Annotated in this window: 22 protein-coding genes; 8 read left to right on the top strand and 14 right to left on the bottom strand. The window is 68.9% G+C overall.

The window, feature by feature from the left end:
* Window positions 1-84 precede the first annotated feature (84 nt).
* Window positions 85-528, top strand: a complete 444-nt coding sequence (locus AOK01_RS32905) for an NUDIX hydrolase (RefSeq protein WP_055518160.1) — start codon at window positions 85-87, stop codon at window positions 526-528.
* A gap of 27 nt (window positions 529-555) precedes the next feature.
* On the opposite strand, the gene AOK01_RS32900 is transcribed toward AOK01_RS32905, so the two are convergent.
* Entirely contained in the window at window positions 556-1,284 is a 729-nt protein-coding gene (locus tag AOK01_RS32900; RefSeq protein WP_055518158.1) for a hypothetical protein, read from the bottom strand.
* Between the two features lie 16 nt (window positions 1,285-1,300).
* Window positions 1,301-2,698, bottom strand: a complete 1,398-nt coding sequence (locus AOK01_RS32895; RefSeq protein WP_055518157.1) for a hypothetical protein — start codon at window positions 2,696-2,698, stop codon at window positions 1,301-1,303.
* A gap of 260 nt (window positions 2,699-2,958) precedes the next feature.
* Between AOK01_RS32895 and AOK01_RS41945 the strand changes: the two genes are divergently transcribed.
* The 3 genes from AOK01_RS41945 (at window position 2,959) to AOK01_RS32880 (ending at window position 5,861) form a co-directional block, all read left to right on the top strand.
* A complete protein-coding gene (locus AOK01_RS41945; RefSeq protein ID WP_157871579.1) occupies window positions 2,959-3,384 on the top strand; it encodes a hypothetical protein in 426 nt (141 codons plus the stop codon).
* Window positions 3,377-4,585, top strand: coding sequence for a polyprenyl synthetase family protein (locus AOK01_RS45620; RefSeq protein WP_055518155.1), 1,209 nt, complete (start codon window positions 3,377-3,379; stop codon window positions 4,583-4,585). Before AOK01_RS41945 ends, AOK01_RS45620 begins: the two co-directional genes overlap by 8 nt.
* 91 nt (window positions 4,586-4,676) lie before the next feature.
* On the top strand, window positions 4,677-5,861 hold the full coding sequence (locus tag AOK01_RS32880) for an oxygenase MpaB family protein (protein WP_055518154.1): 1,185 nt from the start codon (window positions 4,677-4,679) through the stop codon (window positions 5,859-5,861).
* 8 nt (window positions 5,862-5,869) lie between these two features.
* Here the strand turns inward: AOK01_RS32880 and AOK01_RS32875 are convergent, their stop codons facing one another.
* On the bottom strand, window positions 5,870-6,451 hold the full coding sequence (locus AOK01_RS32875) for a TetR/AcrR family transcriptional regulator (protein ID WP_055518176.1): 582 nt from the start codon (window positions 6,449-6,451) through the stop codon (window positions 5,870-5,872).
* A 301-nt stretch (window positions 6,452-6,752) separates the two neighbouring features.
* Here AOK01_RS32875 and AOK01_RS32870 point away from each other — a divergent pair, with 301 nt between their 5' ends.
* Both AOK01_RS32870 and AOK01_RS32865 read left to right on the top strand, forming a co-directional pair.
* Window positions 6,753-8,540 (top strand): PHP domain-containing protein, encoded by a 1,788-nt coding sequence (locus AOK01_RS32870; RefSeq protein ID WP_055518152.1) that lies wholly within the window; start codon window positions 6,753-6,755, stop codon window positions 8,538-8,540.
* Complete coding sequence (locus tag AOK01_RS32865) at window positions 8,537-9,043, top strand: hypothetical protein (RefSeq protein WP_055518175.1); 507 nt, start codon at window positions 8,537-8,539, stop codon at window positions 9,041-9,043. Before AOK01_RS32870 ends, AOK01_RS32865 begins: the two co-directional genes overlap by 4 nt.
* Here AOK01_RS32865 and AOK01_RS32860 read toward each other — a convergent pair.
* The 9 genes from AOK01_RS32860 to AOK01_RS32820 all read right to left on the bottom strand — a co-directional run bounded on the left by AOK01_RS32860 (window position 9,037) and on the right by AOK01_RS32820 (window position 16,540).
* Window positions 9,037-9,606 (bottom strand): VOC family protein, encoded by a 570-nt coding sequence (locus tag AOK01_RS32860; RefSeq protein WP_055518150.1) that lies wholly within the window; start codon window positions 9,604-9,606, stop codon window positions 9,037-9,039. The two genes, AOK01_RS32865 and AOK01_RS32860, sit on opposite strands and share 7 nt — an antisense overlap.
* Window positions 9,603-10,406: an RraA family protein gene (locus AOK01_RS32855; RefSeq protein WP_055518149.1), complete on the bottom strand. Its 804-nt coding sequence runs from the start codon at window positions 10,404-10,406 to the stop codon at window positions 9,603-9,605. Before AOK01_RS32855 ends, AOK01_RS32860 begins: the two co-directional genes overlap by 4 nt.
* Window positions 10,403-11,578, bottom strand: a complete 1,176-nt coding sequence (locus AOK01_RS32850) for a DUF3500 domain-containing protein (RefSeq protein ID WP_055518147.1) — start codon at window positions 11,576-11,578, stop codon at window positions 10,403-10,405. Before AOK01_RS32850 ends, AOK01_RS32855 begins: the two co-directional genes overlap by 4 nt.
* A gap of 59 nt (window positions 11,579-11,637) precedes the next feature.
* A complete protein-coding gene (locus tag AOK01_RS32845) occupies window positions 11,638-12,432 on the bottom strand; it encodes an SDR family NAD(P)-dependent oxidoreductase (RefSeq protein ID WP_055518144.1) in 795 nt (264 codons plus the stop codon).
* Between the two features lie 108 nt (window positions 12,433-12,540).
* Window positions 12,541-12,933 (bottom strand): nuclear transport factor 2 family protein, encoded by a 393-nt coding sequence (locus tag AOK01_RS32840; RefSeq protein WP_055518142.1) that lies wholly within the window; start codon window positions 12,931-12,933, stop codon window positions 12,541-12,543.
* 32 nt (window positions 12,934-12,965) lie between these two features.
* A complete protein-coding gene (locus tag AOK01_RS32835; protein WP_055518140.1) occupies window positions 12,966-13,778 on the bottom strand; it encodes a fumarylacetoacetate hydrolase family protein in 813 nt (270 codons plus the stop codon).
* A 196-nt stretch (window positions 13,779-13,974) separates the two neighbouring features.
* The gene (locus AOK01_RS32830; RefSeq protein ID WP_055518138.1) at window positions 13,975-14,898 is read right to left on the bottom strand and encodes a LysR family transcriptional regulator; all 924 of its coding nucleotides are present in this window, start codon (window positions 14,896-14,898) and stop codon (window positions 13,975-13,977) included.
* Window positions 14,899-15,458: 560 nt separating this feature from the next.
* Window positions 15,459-15,716 carry a DUF397 domain-containing protein gene (locus AOK01_RS32825; protein WP_055518136.1) on the bottom strand — a complete coding sequence of 86 codons (258 nt, stop codon included), beginning with the start codon at window positions 15,714-15,716 and terminating at the stop codon, window positions 15,459-15,461.
* Window positions 15,713-16,540 (bottom strand): helix-turn-helix domain-containing protein, encoded by an 828-nt coding sequence (locus AOK01_RS32820; protein WP_055518135.1) that lies wholly within the window; start codon window positions 16,538-16,540, stop codon window positions 15,713-15,715. Before AOK01_RS32820 ends, AOK01_RS32825 begins: the two co-directional genes overlap by 4 nt.
* Window positions 16,541-16,653: 113 nt before the next feature.
* Between AOK01_RS32820 and AOK01_RS32815 the strand changes: the two genes are divergently transcribed.
* Both AOK01_RS32815 and AOK01_RS32810 read left to right on the top strand, forming a co-directional pair.
* Window positions 16,654-17,118 carry an ATP-binding protein gene (locus tag AOK01_RS32815; protein WP_055518133.1) on the top strand — a complete coding sequence of 155 codons (465 nt, stop codon included), beginning with the start codon at window positions 16,654-16,656 and terminating at the stop codon, window positions 17,116-17,118.
* Between the two features lie 244 nt (window positions 17,119-17,362).
* A complete protein-coding gene (locus tag AOK01_RS32810; RefSeq protein ID WP_055518132.1) occupies window positions 17,363-18,262 on the top strand; it encodes an AraC family transcriptional regulator in 900 nt (299 codons plus the stop codon).
* Between the two features lie 117 nt (window positions 18,263-18,379).
* Here the strand turns inward: AOK01_RS32810 and AOK01_RS32805 are convergent, their stop codons facing one another.
* Together AOK01_RS32805 and AOK01_RS32800 are read right to left on the bottom strand one after the other, a co-directional pair.
* Window positions 18,380-18,742 carry a hypothetical protein gene (locus tag AOK01_RS32805; RefSeq protein WP_055518130.1) on the bottom strand — a complete coding sequence of 121 codons (363 nt, stop codon included), beginning with the start codon at window positions 18,740-18,742 and terminating at the stop codon, window positions 18,380-18,382.
* A 76-nt stretch (window positions 18,743-18,818) separates the two neighbouring features.
* Window positions 18,819-20,129 (bottom strand): MFS transporter, encoded by a 1,311-nt coding sequence (locus tag AOK01_RS32800; protein ID WP_079103952.1) that lies wholly within the window; start codon window positions 20,127-20,129, stop codon window positions 18,819-18,821.
* Between the last annotated feature and the right edge of the window lie 89 nt (window positions 20,130-20,218).

Below are 20,218 nucleotides of genomic sequence, written 5' to 3'. Positions count from 1 at the left end.
CGCCCGTGCGGGCTTCCTGGTAGCGTTGATGTTTTCGTGGGTATAAGGCTCTGTGGACTCCGACCGGCGAGGGAACCAGGAAGCATGGACGACATTCCCGGTAACAAGCGGCTGGCCGCGGCCGTCGTGATGCGCGAGGGCCTTGTCCTGCTGGTGCGCCGTAGCGAGACCGAGCGGTTCCTGCCCCGGGTGTGGGGCGTGCCCTGCGGAAAGCTGGAGCCCGGCGAGCACCCCGAGGACGGCGTGCTGCGGGAGCTCAAGGAGGAGACCGGGCTGCTCGGCGAGGTCGTTCGCAAGGTCGGCGAATCGTCTTTCGTGAGCGAGTACCGCGGGCACGAGGTCAAGAACTTTCAGGACAACTTCATGGTCAGGCCCCTCTCCCAGCACATCACGCTCCCCGAGCCGGACCAGGCCCACCGCTGGCTGAGTCCGGACGAGCTGCGCACCGTCGACATCGACGAGTACAACCTGGACATCGTGCGCCAGGCCCTCACAGGCATGCTCGTAAGCTCTCGTACGAGCTTCTGAGCGACTGCAGCTACTTCACGAGTTCCCTTACGAGCTTCTGAGCAACTCCGCAAGCGCGGCGAGTTCGCTCACGTAGTCGTCCACGTCCATCGGCACCTTCGGTACGGCCCCCGGGTGGGGCCCCGCCGCCGTGAACACGTCGGTGTGCCGCCGCCGCCCGCTCCCCGTCTCCAGGAAGAGCGTCACCGTCGGCTCGGCCGCGTCGCACCACGCCCGGTGCAGGGTGTGCGCGGGCAGGGCGTACGTGCTGCCCGCCGCGTACTCCGCGACCTGCGTGAGATGCAGCCGCGCCGGACCCGTGCGCTCCAGCAGCCAGTCGGCCGAACCGTCGTCCGCCAGGGACTCCTGGTAGCGGTCCGCCTCGATACCGCCGTCGCCGCGGGGCGCGTACAACTCCATCGCCAGCCGCCCCCGTACGACGGAGGAGGCGAGCGAGGAGCGGTGGTTGTGGATGTCCTCCTTGCCGACGGCGCCGCGCCCCGGATGCCACAGATGGGCGCGCAGCATGTGGTGCGGGCCGCCGTCGATGAGCAGGAGCTTGTCGAAGCCGAGGACATGGCGGTACGAGAGCCGGGCGCAGCCGTGCGGATCTCCCTCACCGGAGGCGAGTTCGGCCGTCAGCTCCAACAGGCGGTCGGGAGAGCCCAGTTCGGCAACGACCGAGCGGGCCGCCAACAGTCGTACGTGCTCGGGCAGTTCGCCGTCCAACGACTCGGCCATCAACCGCCGCGCCGCCAGGACCTGTCGGCCACCCATGCACGCTCCTCCCGGTTCAACCATTCGGTTGGTACATCCATACGGCATGAGCCCGCAGTGCCGAAAGGCCTTGATAGGTCATCCACATGGGGTGGCGCAGTTCGCTTGCGTCGTCGCGGACCCAGGTCCAGGTCCATATGCCGTCGGTCTGCCCGGCCCACACGGCGCTCGCCGCGCCGTTCAGCAGCTCGCGCCACCTCTCCTCGACGCCGTCCTCGCGCGCGATGTCGCGGGCGCCGGGGGTGAGGAGCGCGCGGACGATCCAGGACGCCGTGAAGTGCCGTACGTTCAGGACCTCGTGGCGGGACGGGTCGTCGGTGCGCGGCCTGCGCACCTCCTCGCGGAGGTTGGACAGGTCCAGGCAGGTGTCGTGCGTGGCGTCCGGGCAGGCCAGCAGCCAGCGCACGCCGTCCTCGCGGGCCGCACGCGCGTTGGCGCTCTCGCTGCCCAGGACCCGGGCCGCGCGGTCGAGGGCGACCACCGCCTGCGCCGTGTGCAGCGCGGACGGCGGGCCGTGCAGGGGCGTGAGCCGGTATCCCCAGCAGCGGCGGTGCTCGCGGCGCGGGTCGGTGACCGCGCCCTCCACCAGCGCGTCGCGCAGCAGAGGCAGCGCCTCCGAGCCGGGCGCCGCACGCAGCAGACCGCGCAGCACGGTCGTCACGACATGCGTCAACTCACGGCCCGCGCGGTCGAGTTCGCGGGTGAAGCCTGCCTCGCAGTACGCCACTTCCTCGGCCAGCCGCTCCCGCGACGCCCCTGCCCGAGCCAGTGCGCCCAGGACGAGGGCGGTCACCTCCGGGCGGGCCTGGGAGCCCTGCGACCGCGCCGACCAGCCGCCGTCCGCCAGGCGCAGCCGCCACAGCGTGTCCACCAGGTCGCCCGCGCCGATCCGCCCTTCGGGCATCCCCAGGTCGAGCATGATGTGCAGGCCGTACGCGGTGCCCACGGAGGTGGGCCGGCCGGGGCCGCTCTCACCGAGGGAGTGCGACCAGCCGGTGAGCCGCCCGCGTACGGGGTCGTCGACCACGCAGATCTGTTCGGCGAGGGCGCCGTACGCGGCGGCGAAGACGCCGGGGAGGGGGCCGGAGCCCGCCATGGCACCCGTGCCGGACGTCCTCGACTGCCCGGCCAGCGCGGGCGGGTTGGCCTCGCTTCTGGCCCGGAGCACTGCCGCCGAGAGCCAGGCCGCGACGGCCGTACCGAGTCCGCTCACCACGGCGATGCCGTACCGCGCGGACTGGCCGCCGATGTTGTCCGGCAGGATGCCCACCAGTGACTGGAACACCGCGTAACCGGCGGCGACGGCGCCGAAACCGCCCAGCCAGCGCACGAGGCGCGCGGGCCGGGGTCCGTGCGGTGCGTGCGGCTCGGGGTCGCGTCTCAACGGGCCGCGCCGGAGCTGTGGTTGGGACATTGGTCCGCTCCCTCCCCCCAGGGCGGCACGTGAACTGGCGAAGCTTCCAGTCTAAGTGGTTCACGGGGCGTGTGGGGCGGAGAGCGGAGGGGGTGTTTCCGCCACGCGCTCCGGCGCACACTCCGAGAGGGAACAGCTCACCCGTGAGAGGTAATTGCACTTCTCTGACGAGGGACGGAGGGGCAAAAGGCGGACAGAGCCGCATTTCCTGTCGGTTGACTGAGCGCCTCGTGACGATCTGTCGGCAGAGGGGCCCTGACATGACCGAACAACCGCAGGATCAGACGCAAGACCAGACGCGAAACCAGACGCAGGATCAGGCACAGCAGGGGCAATCGCAGCAGGGGGAGGGGCAGGCGCAATCGCAGTCCCGGCAGACGCCCTGGAATCCGTTCGGCGCCCTGGAACAGGTCGGCCTGCTCGTGCTGGGAGCCGTCGATCTCGCGCTCGACCAGGTGCGGCAGGCCGCAGACCGGAGTGAGGGCGCGGTGCGCCGTTCCGACCTGCGTGAACTGGTCACGGACGGGGTGCAGGACCTGAAGGTGCGCGGGGAACTCGCGGCGCGCAGGGTCACCGCCGCGGACAGCGAGAACTACTTGGAATTGATGGCCCGCAGGGCCGGAGAGCGGAAAGCACGCACTGTGGACGCCGCGCGGTCGGAGACGACGGTGCCGTCTCGTGCATGACGATCTGACGTTCCGGCAGCGCATCGACACGTACCTGCACCGGCTGGTCGACGAGGAGGAGGCCGAGCTGGTGCGGCTCTCCGGCGAACTCGCGCCGTTGTGCGCCCAGTTGCGCAGTTCGCTGACCCGGGGCAAGCGGATGCGCGCCGCCTTCCTGTACTGGGGCTGGCGGGCCGCCGGCCAGCCGGACTGCGACGGGGTGATCAGGGCGGCGGCAGCCATGGAGCTGGTGCACGCGGCAGCCTGCACACACGACGACATCATCGACGACAGCCGGTTACGGCACGGAGTGCCCACCGCCCACGTCGCCTTCGCCGAGGCCGGCGCGCGCGGATGGGGGACCGCAAACCCGTACCCCGGCTCCGTACGACGCCGTTCCCTGCGGCGCGACTCCGTGTGGAACGAGTCCCTGCGAACGGATCCCCTGCGGACGGATTCCCTACGAACGGACCCCCTACGAGCGGATTCCCTACGAACGGATTCCCTGTCACCGGATCACGCGCGGCAGGAGAAGTCCGCCGCGCTCGCCATGATGCTCGGTGACCTGCTGATGGGTTACGCAGCCCAGGTCTTCGCCACCTGCGGGCTGCCGGGCGCGTACGTGGCCCGGACGGTGCCCCTCTGGTCGACGCTGCTGCGCGAGACCGTCGCGGGCGAGTTCCTGGAGGTGCTGCGCACCGGCAGCGACGCACCCGAGGTCACGGAGTCGCTGGAGGTGGCCCGCTACAAGACCGCCAAGTACACGGTGGAGCGGCCACTGCACATGGGCGCCACCCTCGGCGGCGCCCCCCGGCGGGTGATGGAGGCCTTCACCGCGTACGGGCTGCCGCTCGGCGAGGCCTTCCAGCTCCGCGACGACCTGATCGGGACCTTCGGCGACCCCGCCGTGACCGGCAAGTCGAACCTGGACGACCTGCGGGACCGCAAACCCACCGCGCTGCTCGCCACGACCCTCTCCCTGCTGACCCCCGACGCCCGCCGGCTGTTCGAGAAGACCCTCGACAACCCCGTACTGGACCAGTCCGACGCGGCACTGGTGCGGCGGCTGATGGAGGAGTGCGGGGCACGCGGACGCATCGAGGAAATGATCTCGGAGCGGATGGCGGAGGCTCGCGGCGCCCTGGATTCCGTGCCGCTGCCGCTCGAAGCACGCGCGGCGCTGGCCGAGTTGGCCACGTCGGCGGCCGACCGGACGCTGTGAACCCGCTGACTCACCTACGAACGACACCGGCCCACGCGGCCCACGCCGCCCACGCCGCCGTCCCCTCCCGCACGCCACAGAGGAGCACACCGTGACGACCGAGACCCGGAAGCACTACTGCGACACGACGCTCGACGAACTGCGCAACCAGGGCGACCCCTTCGCCGACGAAACCGTGGCCGACATGTTCGAACGAGGGGAGGTACGCGACTTCAACACCCTCATGCGGTTCTTCAGCACCGCGGGCCACAAACTCCCGGACGGGCTGCCGGAGTCGGCGGCCTCGTTCCTGGAGGCCACGGCCATGCCGCCGAAGTGGGTGGACTGGGACGTCATGGAGCGCGCCCGGCTCTTCTTCATGGACAACGCCGCGCACATCAACACCGGACTGTCCTTCGCGGCGATGCCCGCCACCTACGCGGTGCCGCGCGTCGCCAGACTGCTGGCCTCGACGCACTCGATGGACTACCCGTCACGCCGGATGGCGAACACCGGCCAGTTCGTCACGTATCTCATGCAGACCAACGCGTTCGAGGAGGGCAGCAAGTTCATCCCGGCGGCGCAGAAGGTCCGGCTGCTGCACGCGGCCGTACGCCATCACCTCACCGAAACAGGGCGCTGGGACATCGAGAAGGACGGTGTCCCGCTCTGCCAGGAAGACATGATCGGCGGCCAGATCTGCTTCTCCATCCTCGTCCTGGACGCCATGCACCGGCTCGGCATCCACATGAGCGAGGAGGGAGCGGAGGCCTACTACTACGCGTGGCGGGTCGTGGGCTCCATCCTCGGCTGCGACATGGAGGCCGCCCCCGACAACCTCACCGAGGCCCGCGCCTTCGCCGACCTCTACCTCGCCCGCAACCTCGGCCCCTCCGAGGACGGAGTCCGCCTGAACAACCAACTGATGCGAATGTACGAGGATGTGGTCCCCGGCACCCTCCTCGACCCCATCGTCCCCGCGACCATCCGCTTCCTCGTCGGCCCCACCATCGCCGACTGGCTCCAGATTCCGCGCAGTCCCTGGGACACCGCGGCCAAGGCCGTACCCGTCGTACTCGGCCTGCTGGAGACAGTGGAGGACAGCAGCCCGCTCGGCGAATGGGCCCTGGACAAGGCGGGCAGCCTGCTCACCACCTTCGAACTGGGCTCGCTCACCCGGGGGAGGGTCATGCAGTACGCGATCCCGGAGGAACTCAAGAGCGACTACGGCGTACGTTCACAGGCGCCGCGCACCCACCGCTGGGTACCTCCGGCTCCGACCCGGGCCATGCCGTAAGCGGCCCGTTACGAGGTGCTTGCTTCCCGGGGCCAGTGTTCCAGTGTCACGTGGAGGGCGGCCACGGCACGGGTCCACGACGTCCGCACGTCCCGGGAGGCGCCGAACGCGCCGGTGGCCTCCAGGGCGCAGTAGCCGTGGAAGGTGCTGCGCAACAGGCGTACCGCGTCGGTGAGGTCGGGCTCGTCGAGGCCGTACGCGCGCAGCATCCCGTAGGTGACCTCGGCGGTTCTGGCGAAGGCGGGGGACGAGGCCGCGAGGCTCTGGTCGATACGGATCTGGGTGGCCGCGTACCGGCCGGGGTGCTCCAGGGCGTACTCCCGGTAGGCGTCGGCGAAGGCGGCCAGGGCGTCCTGGCCGGCACGTCCGGCCACCGCCTCGGCGATCCGGTCGATCATCTCGGCGCCCGCGAGGAACGCGATCCGGGTCCGCAGGTCGTCGAGGTTCTTGACGTGCGAGTACAGGCTCGCGTCCTTCACCCCGAACCGTCTGGCCAGCGCGGACAGCGATACGTGTGCGAAGCCGACCTCGTCCGCGAGGTCGGCGGCGGCCACGACGACCCGCTCGGTGGTGAGCCCGGCACGAGCCATGATCGGCAACCCTTTCCGTTACTTTCCGTTATTTTCCGGGCCATTCTGAGTCTTTCCTAGGGCGTCTAGGCAAGAACCTGGAGAGAGTAGCAAGCTGCTGACCAATGCCGCCGGCCGCGTCCAGGGGGCTGGAGTCAACTAGGCTGACTGATAAGGGCAGTTGGCGAGACGGCAAGAACGGCGGCGACCCGCCGTGCCGGAGTCGCCCGGAGATCACTCCCGTGTCGCCCGGCGTTCATGTTCCGGATCGAGTCTCCATAGCGCGCGACCGCACCGGCGGCGCCGTACACAGGAGGCCGACATGGGGCACGGACACAGTCACGGGCACAGCCATGGACACGGGCACGGTCACGACCATGGTCATGACCACAGCCATGACCACGAGAGCGCCCCGCTCCCGGCGGCCTTCGACACGTCCGTACCCGACGAGGCCCTGAGCCCCGAACAGCAGTCGCGCCGTTCCATGCTGCGCCGCGCGGGTCTGCTCGGCGCGGGGCTGGCCACGGTGGGCGTCTTCGGCGGTGCGGCGACGGGGACGGCCGCCGCGCAGACGTCGGCTGCCGCGCAGGCGTCGGCTGCCGCGCAGGCGTCGGCCGGTGACCGCAGAGGGAGCGGGCAGGGCAAGAGCAAGGGCAATGGCTTCCTCTGGCTGGCCGGTGACCACCACATCCACACGCAGTACAGCAGCGACGGCAAGTACCGCGTCGTCGACCAGGTCAGGCAGGGCGCCAGGCACGGCATGGACTGGCTGGTCATCACGGACCACGGCAGCGCCGCGCACGCCAAGATCGGCGTGGACAAGGTCAACCCGGACATCAGGGCGGCCCGCGCGGCGTACGAGGACACCCTCGTCTTCCAGGGTCTCGAATGGAACATCCCGGGCGCCGAGCACGGCACGGTCTTCGTGCATCCCGGCAAGAACGAGGTGTCGGTCCTCAAGCAGTTCGAGACCGACTACGACGGCAGCGTGAAGAACGCCTCCGACTCGACGCCCGCCAACGAGGCACTCGCCGTCGCGGGCCTGGCGTTCCTCGGCGAGCAGGTCCAGCGGCGCAAGGTCAAGGACGCGCTGATGCTCGCCAACCACCCGGCCCGTCGCGGTGTCGACTCGCCGCACGAGATCCGTGCCTGGCGCGACGCGACCCCCGCGAGCCACCAGATCGCCGTCGGCTTCGAGGGCGCCCCCGGCCACCAGGCCGCCGGCCTCCCCGCCCCCCTCGGCATGGGCCGCGCACGCGGCATCTATGACAACAACCCGAGCGCCAACTCCTTCGCCGGCTATCCGCCGGAGAGCTACCGCACCTGGGGCGGCTTCGACTGGATGACCGCCACCGTCGGTGGCCTCTGGGACAGCCTGCTCGCCGAAGGCAAGGCCTGGTGGATCAGCGCCAACTCCGACTCGCACCAGGTCTACGCGGACACCGCGGCGCGCGGCGGCGGCGACTTCAACACCGACGGCCGCTACCAGGACCCGGTCTACAACGGCCAGATCGACGTCACCCAGGGCGACTACTGGCCCGGCCAGTACAGCAGGACCCACGTCGGCGCCGAGGACTACTCGTACGCCGCCGTGATGGACGGCATCCGCGCCGGACGCGTGTGGGTCGACCACGGTCAGCTCATCAGCGGCCTCGACGTCCGGGTCTCCGGCGGCAGCCGCTGGGCCACGCTGGGCGGCGCGCTGCACGTCAAGAAGGGCACGAACGTCACGCTGACGGTCGACATCGCACTGGCGCAGAACGCCAACTGGGCGGGCTTCATACCCAAGTTGGCCCGCGTGGACGTCATCCAGGGCGATGTCACCGGCCCGGCCGTCGACAAGGACACGCTCACCGCGCCGACCACCAAGGTCGTCAAGTCGTACGAGATCAACAAGTCCACCGGCACGGTCCGGGTCACGTACTCCCTCGGCCGCGTCGACCGCCCGCTCTACCTCCGCGTGCGCGGCTCCGACGGCAACCGGTCCGCCGTCGGATCGCGGGGCGCGGCGGTCGACCCCGCGGGTCCGGCCATCGACGTCGTCGGCGACGCGGACCCGTGGAAGGACCTGTGGTTCTACTCGAACCCGCTGTGGGTCCTCCCCGCGTGAACCACTCGTCCTACGTCAGCACGGTCGACGCGGACATACGTGAACTGCGCGCGGCCGACCACCTGCTGCTGGAGCTGGCAGCCGAACTAGCCCTCCCCGAGGGCACGTTCGGCTGCACGCACCTGCTCCGCGGGGACCGGCCACGGGTCGCCCTCTCCTTCACGACGAACTCCGAGGACGCCGCACGCCGCCTCACGGCCAAGGGGTACGAGGTGACGCCCGGCGCACCCGACGAGGCGGGCCGGGCCGTCATCTTCCCGGGGGCGGCCGAGCTGACCGGCACGCTGACGATCGCGGAGCTACTGGCCCGCTCCGCGATCGACCGGGTGGTGGTGCTGGGCACCGCCGACGAACCTCCACCGACCCAGACCGTGGTGACCCGGGACCACGTAAGGCCGCAGTGGCAGGACGGCGAACTGGTCCTGACCTTGATGCCGGCGGTGGGAGGGGTGTTGGTCCCGTTCGAGGTCCCGGACCCTACGCCGTGCTGCGCGGATCACTGACCACCGGCTCGACGACCACCGGCTCGACCCCCAGAACTTGCCTGGATGTGCAGGGGAGTACTGGTCAGTGAAGCCGAATCGCCCTTCGTCCCCTGTTCCTGCTCCTGTTCCTGCTCCTGTTCCTGTGCCGGGAACTGGACCAGCTCGACGATGTTGCCGTCCGGGTCGTAGCCGTACGCCACGTGAAGCATGCCCAGTGCGTCTATCGGCGCATCGTTCTGGAACCTCATGCCTGCGGCGGTCAGTCGCTCGAACTCGGCGTGGATGTCCGTCACTTCGAAACAGATATGAGTGAATCCGTGGTCGCACACTCGCCAATCCGCGTGTTGCGGCTTCGGTGTGGGGTGGGCGTACTCGAACAGTTCAAGGTGGGCATTCGCGCCGCGCAGGTAGACGAACTTCGCCGCGGACCCGTCGAGTCCGACAATTCTGTCACACAGCTCGTCGCCCTGTTCCCAGCCGAATCGCATCACCTCCTCAAGACCGAAGAGGTCACAGTAGAAGTCCTTGAGCCGTTCCAGGTCGGGAGTCGATATTGCCGCGTGATGAATTCCGACGATCACAGTGACTCCTTTTCGTTGACCGCAGGGGTCGGGCTCGATGACACAGGGGATTGTCCGAGGAGACCTTCTCGTGGCCGCCCGTACAGCTGGTTGATGATGTCTGCCATGGGGAGACCGGCAGCGATGTCCGCGAACATCTGTTCCTCCTTCTTGTCGATCGCCTCGCAATGCGCGATCACCTCGCCCGACAGGGCGACCGGGACGAAACAGACACCGGTCTCGTCGGCGATCACCAGATCGCCTGGTTCCACGGTGACGTCGGCCACGGCGATCGTCGCGTTGATCTCCACCGAACTGCCGCGCCACTTCCCGGTCTCGGGGCTGATGTCGCGGCTCCAGATGGGGAAACCACGCCGGCGTGACTGCGCCACGTCCCGGACCGCACCGTCGACCACGGCGCCGGCGAGCCGGCTCCGTCGGGCTGTCGCCGCGACGATGCCGCCCATGTTCGAAACTCCGGGAAGCCCCGAGATGACCAGCACGTCGCCGGGTTCCGCCAGTTCGACGAGGTGAATCTCGGCCATCAACCAATTGCCGTCGGTGACAGCCCGGTGCGGGTCCATCCTGGACGGCACGTTCCGGAGCGTCACCGCCCGGCCGACGACGCGCTCACCGGGGAGCGTGGGAGGCAGGGTCGAGGCACCGACGCACCCGTGCAGGCCGAGGGCGTCCAAGGCGTCGGCCACCGTGGCCGACATGTCGTCGAGCGCGAGGAATCGGTCGACGATTCCGTCGGGCAGCGCTTTCGGCATCGAGTGCACGTCGACCCAGTCGAAGTTCTGGCGTGTGGTTTCCGTCATGGCTGTGTGTCCTCCTGATAGAGGTGATTGGTACCGGCCTCGGCCGTATGCCACGCCCGGCGATGACCGGCGAGGACGTCTTCACCGAAGTCGTTCGACAGATGCCGTACGACGCCGTGGGCGTGGTTGCCGTTCCGGGCGGTGTTGTCCCATTCGATGAGGAATCCGTCACCCTGCACCCGGTAGTAGTTCGGAACGCCGGCTTCGGTCGGTCCGGCCCAGGCGAAGTGCAGTTCGTCGATGTCCCACCGTGGGGCCAGTCCGACGGGCAGGCCGTCGTGATACGTCCGCATCAGACGATCGAGAAGGTTCCTCTGAGCGCTGTCGAGTTCCGAGCCGGCGATTCCCTTCGGCAGGGACGTCACCGACAGCAGGTCGTGTTCCCGAGGCCCGTATCCGGTTCCCGCGTCAAGGGAATTGCCGCCCCTGCGCATTCGTTCCATCAACTCGTCATCACCCGGTCGTCGCCGAAAGATCTCGGCCAGGTTCAGCATGGTCGCGGCCTCCTCGAAGGACGACCGATTCCCCATGACGATGTCGGCAGGCGCCCGGTCGAGCAGCACCGCCGCCGCTCGGGCGTCGGCCGACAGCGAGGTGACCAGGCTCCTTGCCGTCGACTGGAACGCGCCCAGTGGTTCGAGTGTCATGCCGCCCGGCAGCGTCGTGATCGCGGGGTCCAACCCGAAGAAGCGCGGTGTGGCCGAGCGCACCTCCCCCGCGACGATCAGGAAGTTCAGCGAGACATGGTGTCCGCCGAAGCGCCAACTCCAAGGCCCCTGACCTTCCGGATCGCCGAACACCCGGAGGTAGTACCGGGAAGGGTCACGCCCCCGGCGGGTGTCGAATTCCGAGCTGAAGCCTTCCAGCCGATCGAGAACGTTCTCGGTGCCGATGATCGTTGAGACGAGGTCATAACCCTCGGGAGACAGCCCCGACGCCACGAGTCGCATCGCGCGCCGCTGCTGCCAGGCGAATTGACCGTTGAAGGCCAGACCGCCGTGGTCCGTGGGTGTGTAGAACCACCGTCGTCGCTCCGCCTCGTGTTCACTTCCGGGCGGACCCCACCAGGCCAGGGCGCGCTGCCCGTCGTCGAGGTCGGCCAGCCAGGACATGGCCGCCCGGGACATGGCCTGTGCGACTGATTCGGCCGCTGGGCCCAGCTCAGTCGGCATCTGCCGAGATTCTCCGAGGCCCGCTCCCACGTGCTCCTCCCATGGTCAGTGGTCAGTGATCAGTAGAAGATCGGTCCGGACAGGCCGCCGCCGGCGGCGACGGCCTCACCGTTGATCGCCACACTCAGCGGAGAGGCCAGGAACGTCACCACGTGCGCGACCTCGGACGGCCGTATGAGGCGACCGACGCTCACGTCGGCGGCGAGGTCCTGGGCGAACTCGGCCTCGGTGATCCCCTGTGCCGCCGACCTGTCCCGGATCATGTCGCGAACCCCCTCGGTCTCCGTCACCCAGGGGTGAACGACCGTCACGTTGATTCCCTTGGGGCCGAGTTCATCAGCCAGGTTCTTGGACATCGCCGCGACCGCGACATTGCGAACGGAGCCGAAGACGGACCCCGTGCGCCGCATCGCGAGCCCACCGATGTTGATGATCCGTCCCCAGCCGCTTTCGATCATCTGGGGTGCGACAGCCCGCGCGCAGCGCAGATAGCCCAGCACCTTCGTCTCCATCTCCGCGCGCAGATCGTCGTCGTGGAGAGCCAGGAAACCCGTCGCAGGCCCTCCCGCGGCCTTGGCCGCTCCGTTCACGAGGATGTCGATGCCCCCGAATCGTTCCGTCGCCGCCGCGACCGCGGACTCGACCTGCCGGTCCTGGGCGGTGTCCGCCACGACACCGATGGCGTCGTGCCCCGCGGCGCGAAGCCCGGCCGCCGCGCTCTCGACGGCGGCGGCGTCCCTGGCGAGAAGCGCGACACGCACTCCCTCGCCGCACAGTTCCTCGGCGACCGCGAACCCCAGTCCCCGGCTGCCCCCGGTCACCAGGGCCCTCTTGCCGGCCAGCTTCAAGTCCACTGTTGGTGCTCCTTGTCGTTCCGTTCGGCGACGTGCATGGGCCCGGTCCGTCGACTCCGCGCATATCGACTTCGCGATATCGACTCCGCACATATTTCGACAGGGCCGCTACTCAAGGCCGAGGACGCGGCGCCACTGCCATGTGTCGGTGTACTGCTGAAAGCGCACGATCGTGTCGCCGTCGAAGTCCCACACGTGCGAAAAGATCGCATCGAGCTTGGCTCCGGTCTTGGTGGTGCCGACGTAGCGTCCTTGCACCAGGACGGTGTCTCCCGCGTCAGCAATGCGGCTGACGTTGATCTGGAACTCCGCGAAGTCCTTCTCGTGTGAGTCGAACACGGTCTTCTGGATCGCCTCGCGGCCCTTGAGCGGGGCACCCGGTGAGTAGGGCACGTTCTCCGCCTCGATCCACGGTGCGTCGGGCGAGAGCTTCTCGAAAACCACCCCGAAGTCGCCCTCGGCCAGACGCTCGTACATGTACTCGACGTACGCCTTACTCATAACGTTCTACCGTCCCTAGCTCTTGGTGGAGTTCAGCTCTTGGTGGAGTTCCGGGAAAGCGGCGTCGGTGAAGGCGCGACGACGCGGTTGCGAAGAACTCCGACGCCCTCAAGCTCGATTTCGACGACCTGTCCGGCCTGCAGAAAACGACCGCTTGAGGCTCCTACGCCGCCTGGAGTGCCGGTCAGGACGACGTCGCCACGGTGCAACGTCGTGTACTGGCTGATCCGTGACACGAGCTGCGCGATCGAGAAGTGCATCCGCGCGGTACTGGACTGCTGGCGTATCTCTCCGTCGACCAGCGTGCGCAGGGCCAGCGCACGGCCGTCGCGGGCACTGTCCGCGGTCAGGAGCGCCGGCCCGAGCGGCTTGAACGTGTCGAATCCCTTCGCCAACCCCACGTTGGGGCCGGACACCAGGGAGTTGCTGCCGTTCTGGACGTCTCTGGCGCTCACGTCGTTGGCGGCGGTGATCCCGGCCACGTGATCCCAGGCGGCCTCCACGGACACATCGGACGCGGGATTTCCGATGACCACCGCCACCTCTCCTTCATAGTCCACCGCCGTCTCCGCTATCCGGGGCAGTCGAATGTCGGCGCCGGGTCCGGTGACCGCGGAGGCCGCCGTCATATGCACCCGTGGGACCTGAGGGAGTGCTGTCCGCATTTCCGCGGCGTGGTCCCGGTAATTCAACCCGACGATGATCACCTTTCCGGGAGTGTCGATCGGAGCTTGCACGGTGACCGTCTCCCGTTCCAGAGTGCGGACCGTCCGTGCATGGGCCAGCAAGTGCATCGACCCGGATTTCACGAGATCGGACAAGGACGCGCCGCCGACCTCCAGCACCTCGTATCGGGCTCCGGTTACGCGCGCCACTCCGCCTGTTGTCTGCGAAACAAGCACAGTGAGCACCTCCCTGACCTTCGTTCCTGTGGTACCGCCGACGATCCTGTCTCGCCGAACACCTGCTGCACCCATGTAACGGGGAAACGGCCGGTGCGGTCCAATACTCGTTAGGTCAGACGTCGATACTCAGCAGCTATCAGGCTGTTCGGGCCGGCCGCGCGGGGGCGCGATCCCCCACGCATTCTTCGTGCACGATTTTGAGGAAGTTGTCCAAGACCTGCGGAGTAGGCCCCGAAGCCCATACCGCGGCCACTTCCGTCATGACGATCGCCTGCTTGAGCGGGACCCATTCGATGTGTTTCGAGTGCATCAACTTCGCGGAAGCCGGCACCAAGGAAACGCCCATGCCGCTGGCCACGTACCCCAACTGGGCTTGAATGGAAGTCGCCTCCACGACGGTATGCGGCGTTATCCCGACGGCGGTCATGGCGGAGAGGGTCCGGTCGTAATAGTAAGGTGAGATCTGACGCGACGTCATGACAAGCGGCTCCGACGCCAACTCGACGATGTCCACGGGACGATCACGCGCAAGCCGATGACCGCGCGGAACTATGAGTTCGAACCGCCCCGTCAGCAGGGGAAGGACCTCAAGGCCGGCGGCCGGCTCGCCCTGCCGTACAAAAGTGATGTCCATCGCCCCGGTTCGCAGAGAGTCGAAGCTCTCCTGAGTCCCGGCCTCACGGAGGTCGATGAGGACGTGAGGATTTTCCTCCCGGAACCTCGGTATGACCAGCGGAAGCACTTCCATGAACGCAAAGGGAATTCCCGCCACGCGCAGGTGGCCGAGTTCACCTGCGGTGGCCTGGTGCACCGCGTGCCGCGCCCGACTGACCTGATCGCAGATCTGGCGCGCTTCCAAAAGGAATACCGCGCCCTCCTGCGTCAGGGTCGCGCCCTTCCCCGTTCGCTCGAAAAGCTTGACTCCGAGTTCCCTCTCCAGGTCCCGGATCTGCACGCTGAGGGGCGGCTGGGCCATATTCAGCCGCACCGCGGCCCGACCGAAGTTCAGTTCTTCCGCAACGGCGATAAAATACCTGACGTGCCGAAACTCGATCGTCATCGTTCTCGCTCCTCGAACCTATAACATCTCGCATTCTACGTCCTGTCCACCTCGTCGAGATCATTCGTATTTCGAAGGCCTTCCACAAAATTAATGAATACCTGACACCTCCTCCGTGCGTACCGGAATACTTCTGGCCTTGATCGGGTGATTTCGGAGCCGTTTGCCTGACAGCGGCATCACGGCTTCGGCCGCCGTCTCGTCCCGCAGGCGTGCCGCTGCCCGGCCCGCCGGAGCGGCCGGTCATGGGCTGGGCGGAGCTACTGGCCACCGGCGCGCGCCGGTCGAGGTGGCGCCCGGGCCGGTCGCAGAGCTCCTCGGCCGGGCACTTGGCGCGCTGCTGCCCGCCGGGGAAGGTGCGAAGCGACCGGGCCTGGCGGGGCCGGGATGTGGCGAGCCAGCCACTGACCTGGTGCTGGTGCCGGTCCATCCGCAGACCGGAGACATGTGGCAGCGGCGGCGTGGAGCGGGACGATCCGCTGCCGCCGTACCCGTGGTATCGGTTCCCCCGCCGCGCGTTGCAGGCCGAACTTATCCCGCTCCGGTCCCCCGGCCGGACCCTACGCCGTGTTGCGCGGACCGCTGACCGACTCGACGAAGTCGCCCCAGGCGGCGGGGGAGAGGGCGAGTTGGGGTCCGCGCTTGTTCTTGGAGTCGCGGATGTGGATGGTGGCGGGGCAGGCGGCGACCTCGACGCAGTCGCCATCGCTGCCGCTGCTGTAGGACGACTTGTGCCATTCGAGAGCCACTTCGACGCAGTCGCCGGAGCTGTCGCCGCTGTAGCTGCTCTTGAACCAGGCCAGTTCAGTGGTCCTCATAGTGCTCCTCGAATCCGCTCCAGCAGGCTCCGAGAGTCTTGCGGGGTGAGAGCCTGTGAACGAAGTTTCGCATAGCGCATGTGGAGGACGCTGATCGTTTCCGGGTCGGAGATGAACTGGCCGGTTCGCTGTCCTTCGCAGTAGCCGAACCACTCGTTCTCAGGCGTCTCCAGCAACTGGATGGGGCCGTCGAGGCCAGGGTGGACGGCACGTGCCGTGGGCATCAACTGCAACTCCACATTGCGGAGTTCGGTGACAGCCAGTGCCTGATCGATCAGCTCGCGCGTGACTTCTGAACCGCCGGTCCCGCGGGTGATGACGTGTTCTTCGATGATGAAGTTGAACGCCGTTTTGGGCCGCTCGGTGAGCAGTCGCTGGCGGTCCGAACGAGCGCTGAGCTGCGCCTCGATCTGTGCCTCGGTGAGAAGGGGCACCCTCTCGTTGAACAACGTGCGCGAGTACGCCTCCGTCTGGAGCAGCCCCGGCACCAGCCGGTTCTCGAACGTGTAGAGGCTGATGGCCTGCTCTTCCAGGTCGGCCCATGCGCGGAACCAGGACGCCAGGCCCGGGTCCCGCGTCGCGTACTTCGCCGCCGCCCGCAGTACTCCGAACGCGTCCAGCACCTCCTCCGCCCGCTCGACATAGACCCTCGGCGGTAAACGCCGTCCCTGCTCGATCGAGGCCACGGTCGACGGCTGGTAGCGCACCAGTGGTGCCAGTTCCTCCTGCGTCAGACCCGCCCGCTTGCGGCATGCCTTGTGGACCAGGCCGAACGTCTTCAGACTGTCCGACGGTTCGGGCTCGGTCGCCGTGCTGTTGGTCATGCGGACATGGTCACTGCATGTGACGCCTACTGTCCACAGAGTGAACTCGTACGGAGTGTGACGTACGAGTGTCGGAGCTGGTCGACGGCCTTGTCTCCCGGGACCGTTGAGCCATGCAAGGAGACGCTCGGGTCCAAGTACCCGTCACCGTACGTATGTTCACCCAGCTCTTCAGCTGTACTCCGCGAGGGGCCAGGCTCGCCCGGCGGCTGGTCGCGAACCGGATGGACGTATGGGGGTTCGCGTACGACAGCGAGGCGAGCGAGGCCGTGACCCTGGTCGTCGCGGAGCTCGCGGCCAACGCCGTGCAGCACGGCCGGGTCAGGGGACGCGACTTCCGCGTACGGCTGATACTGCGGGACGGCCACGGCCACGGCTACGGCGGCGGGGACGTCGTACGGGTGGAGGTGTCCGACGGGCGGACCGAGCGGCTGCCCGTACTGCGGGAGCCCGGCGACGGTGAGGGCGGGCGCGGGTTGCTGCTCGTCGCCGCGCTGGCCGACCGGTGGGGGACCGACCTGTGCGCGGGAGGCACGTACAAAGTCGTGTGGGCGGAGATCCGGGTGCCGGGCCGCTGAGAGCAGTCGGCTGGAACTGTGGTGAGGTCCCAGCCGACGTTGCTCCCCCCAAGGAAGAAGGTACGGAAGAGGGGGCGCGCGAAGTCGCCACTTCCTGCCGGGTCCGTCGCCACTTCGCGCCCCGGAAGACGAGTAACTCCCGTTTACGTCAATCGATGTACCGATTGACGTGAATGCCCGGCGAGCAGGGAGTGGCTCCGTGAACGGTGGCGCCTTACACGTACATCAGGCGACTGTTGAGGAGTTGCAGAACGCCGCGTCGACGGTCCTCGCTCCGCTGGCCGTGACGGCTCCGGACGCGGAGGGGCGCGGTACCTCGTTCCGGGCCGACATCGACGCGGCGGCAATGGGGCGCGTGGCGGTGGCGCGGATCAGGGGCTCGGCGCATCTGGTCCAGCGGTCGAGCCGCGCGATCTCGTCCACCGATCCCGAGCTGCTGAAGATCACCCTGCACGGGTCGTCGGCGCCGGCCGCGGTGGACCAGGCCGGTACCCAGTCCCGCGCGCACAAGGGCGACTTCGTCGTCCTCGACATGTCGCGCCCGTACCGGTTGGCCGTCGCCGACGGCTGCGACGTACTGGCCGTCGGCATTCCGCGCAGCGAACTGGGGCCGCACGCCAGGGCGGTCGCCGACCGGTCGGCCCGGCGCCTGCCCGCCGACCAGGGCGCGCAGGCGGTGCTCTCCGGGTTCCTGCGAGGGCTTAGCCGCCATCTCGACGGACTGACGGGTCCGGCACAGGCCCACGTGGGCGACGCCCTGGTGTCGCTCCTGATCGCGGCCTTCACCGAGACGGAACCCGGCCGGACGGACATGGGCACCGAACTGGTCGACCGCATCCGCGTCTACGTCCTGGCGAACATCTCCGACCCGTCCCTGTGCGTCGAGTCGGTCGCGGCGGCCCACAGCATCTCGGCCCGCCAGCTCCACCGCCTGTTCAGCCGCTCCGGGTCCCCGTTCGCGGCCTGGCTGCGCGGCGAACGCCTCGAACGCGTGCGGCGCGACCTCCTCGACCCGGTCCACGACCACCGCACGGCGGCAGCGGTGGCCGCCCGCTGGGGCATCCACGACCCACGCCACCTGGCACGCGGCCTCAAGTCCCAGTACGGCCGGACTGCCCGTGAGCTGAGACTGGACCGGTCATGACGGGAGCGGGGACGCGAGCCGTGCCGGCACTCGGCGACTGAAGCCGTCGTGCACGTCCGGGCCGGACCTCCGCCCTGAGGTCCGGCCCGGCGGTTCATGCGTGCCGCGGCAGGGGTGCTACGGCTGGAGCGTGATCGAGTTGATCGGCGTCATGTCCTTGTCGAGCCACCACCCGCCGCCCGACACGTACCCCTCACAGCCCGTGCCGTTGTAGCCCGTGCAGGTGCGCATGGTCGCGCCACCGGTCTGGTTGTTCACGATGCGGTGGATGCCGTACATGCCACTCAGGTTGTAGGTCCCGTAGTTGTAGTAGACGTGCGACGGGGTGTCGTTGTTCCAGCCCGCGTCCTGCGGGTAGATGCAGACGTAACCGTCTTGGCACCCGTGTTGCGTAACCGCTTGGGCAGAGGTCGAGCCGACCGTGGTCAGCACACCGAGCGCGAGTGATACCGCTGCCGCAGCCCTGGCGATCCTTCGCATGAATGGTCCCCTCGTGAGTGGTGGTGTTCGCCACGAAACGTATGCGGGACCTGACGTATCGGGTACCTGACAATTGTCAGGGTCGGGCAGCCCGCACGGCACGTTCCGCCGGCCGGCCGCTCGCGGACGGCTCAGCAGAGGCGAGCCGCCGGACCTGCGGCGACAGCAGCGCCGCCGCGGCGGCCAGGGCGACCAGGGCCGCGCAGCCCGCCAACGCCTCCCGGAGGCCTGCCGCGTCGGCGACGGGTCCCGCCACCAGCAGCCCCAGCGGGGCGAAGCCGAGGGCGCCGAACCAGCCGTACGAGCTGACGCGGGACAGTGCCTCCTCGGGGATCTCCCGTTGCAGTGTCGTGGACCAGAGCACCGCGCCGACGGTCGTGGTGACGCCCGAACAGCACATCGCGACGGCGGTCGCCCAGGGCGGGGCGGACGCGGCGAGCAGGGCGATCGGTACAGCGGCCGGGAACGTGGCCAGCACCGCCACCAGTACGGGCCTCTTCACCCGTACCCGTACCACCAGACCCGCGCCCGCCACGGTGCCGAGTGCCTGGGCCGCCACGATGAGCGACCAGGCCCGCGCGCCGCCCAGGTGCTCCTCCGCGAGCAGGGGGCCGAGGACGCCGACGGTGGCGTTGAGGCCGGCGACCACCACGGCCGAATGGGCGACGACGACCCACAGCCACTGCCGGGAGGCGAACTCCCGCCAGCCCTCCTTCAGGTCGTCCCAGCCCGACGTCGTCTTCGCCCGCCGCCGCCCGGAGACGCGCAGGCGTGCGGTGAGACCCGCGCTGACGACGAAGGACGTGGCGTTGACGGCCAGCGCCCAGCCGGCCCCGAGCCACGCGACGGCCACGCCGGACAGGGACAGGCCGAGGAGGAGGGAGGTGCTGGTGCCGACCCGCAACAGGCCGTTGGCCTGCTGGAGCCTGTCCGCCGGGACGACCAGCGGCACCAGGCCGTCCATCGCCGGCGAGAACAGCGCGGTCGCGGTTCCGGCCACCACCGCCAGTACACACATCGCGACCAGCGGCGCGTGCCCGGACAGCACCAGCGCGGCAAGACCGGCATAGGCGGCGGCGCCGACGACATCGGCGACCACCATCAGCCGGGCCCGCGGCAGCCGGTCCGCGATCACCCCGCCCAGCAGGACGAACACCAGCTGGGGCAGCGCCTGACAGGCCAGCACCAGCGACAGCCGCCCGGGGGTCGCTCCGGGCAGGGCCAGTACGGCGAAACCGAGGGCCACGCGCGCGAAGCCGTTGCCGAGGACTGAGACGGTCCGGGCCGAGGCGAGCAGCAGGAACTGCCGGTCCTTCCAGAGGGCGGCGGGCCGGGCGGTGGGTTGGGCGGAAGGGCGGGCGTCAGGGCGGGGCGTTGGGACGGGCACGGCGCAGGACTCTACGCGGCCCCGGTCCGGCCGCGCCCGGCACCCGCCCCACCAAGAGCAGGCTCAGGCCCGCTGCTCCGCCTGGTCCT

Source organism: Streptomyces aurantiacus (genome assembly GCF_001418335.1).
In the GTDB taxonomy this organism is placed as follows: Bacteria; Actinomycetota; Actinomycetes; order Streptomycetales; family Streptomycetaceae; genus Streptomyces; species Streptomyces aurantiacus.
The sequence above is the reverse complement of the archived record's forward strand: the minus strand, read 5'-3'. Positions and strand labels throughout refer to the sequence as shown.

Bases quoted from the DNA above. Each gene is read 5' to 3' on its own strand.
- AOK01_RS32905 (WP_055518160.1), top strand. From the start codon at position 85: ATGGACGACATTCCCGGTAACAAGCGGCTGGCCGCGGCCGTCGTGATG.
- AOK01_RS32900 (WP_055518158.1), bottom strand. From the start codon at position 1,284: ATGGGTGGCCGACAGGTCCTGGCGGCGCGGCGGTTGATGGCCGAGTCG.
- AOK01_RS32895 (WP_055518157.1), bottom strand. From the start codon at position 2,698: ATGTCCCAACCACAGCTCCGGCGCGGCCCGTTGAGACGCGACCCCGAG.
- AOK01_RS41945 (WP_157871579.1), top strand. From the start codon at position 2,959: ATGACCGAACAACCGCAGGATCAGACGCAAGACCAGACGCGAAACCAG.
- AOK01_RS32875 (WP_055518176.1), bottom strand. From the start codon at position 6,451: ATGGCTCGTGCCGGGCTCACCACCGAGCGGGTCGTCGTGGCCGCCGCC.
- AOK01_RS32870 (WP_055518152.1), top strand. From the start codon at position 6,753: ATGGGGCACGGACACAGTCACGGGCACAGCCATGGACACGGGCACGGT.
- AOK01_RS32855 (WP_055518149.1), bottom strand. From the start codon at position 10,406: ATGACGGAAACCACACGCCAGAACTTCGACTGGGTCGACGTGCACTCG.
- AOK01_RS32850 (WP_055518147.1), bottom strand. From the start codon at position 11,578: ATGCCGACTGAGCTGGGCCCAGCGGCCGAATCAGTCGCACAGGCCATG.
- AOK01_RS32840 (WP_055518142.1), bottom strand. From the start codon at position 12,933: ATGAGTAAGGCGTACGTCGAGTACATGTACGAGCGTCTGGCCGAGGGC.
- AOK01_RS32830 (WP_055518138.1), bottom strand. From the start codon at position 14,898: ATGACGATCGAGTTTCGGCACGTCAGGTATTTTATCGCCGTTGCGGAA.
- AOK01_RS32825 (WP_055518136.1), bottom strand. From the start codon at position 15,716: ATGAGGACCACTGAACTGGCCTGGTTCAAGAGCAGCTACAGCGGCGAC.
- AOK01_RS32820 (WP_055518135.1), bottom strand. From the start codon at position 16,540: ATGACCAACAGCACGGCGACCGAGCCCGAACCGTCGGACAGTCTGAAG.
- AOK01_RS32815 (WP_055518133.1), top strand. From the start codon at position 16,654: ATGCAAGGAGACGCTCGGGTCCAAGTACCCGTCACCGTACGTATGTTC.
- AOK01_RS32805 (WP_055518130.1), bottom strand. From the start codon at position 18,742: ATGCGAAGGATCGCCAGGGCTGCGGCAGCGGTATCACTCGCGCTCGGT.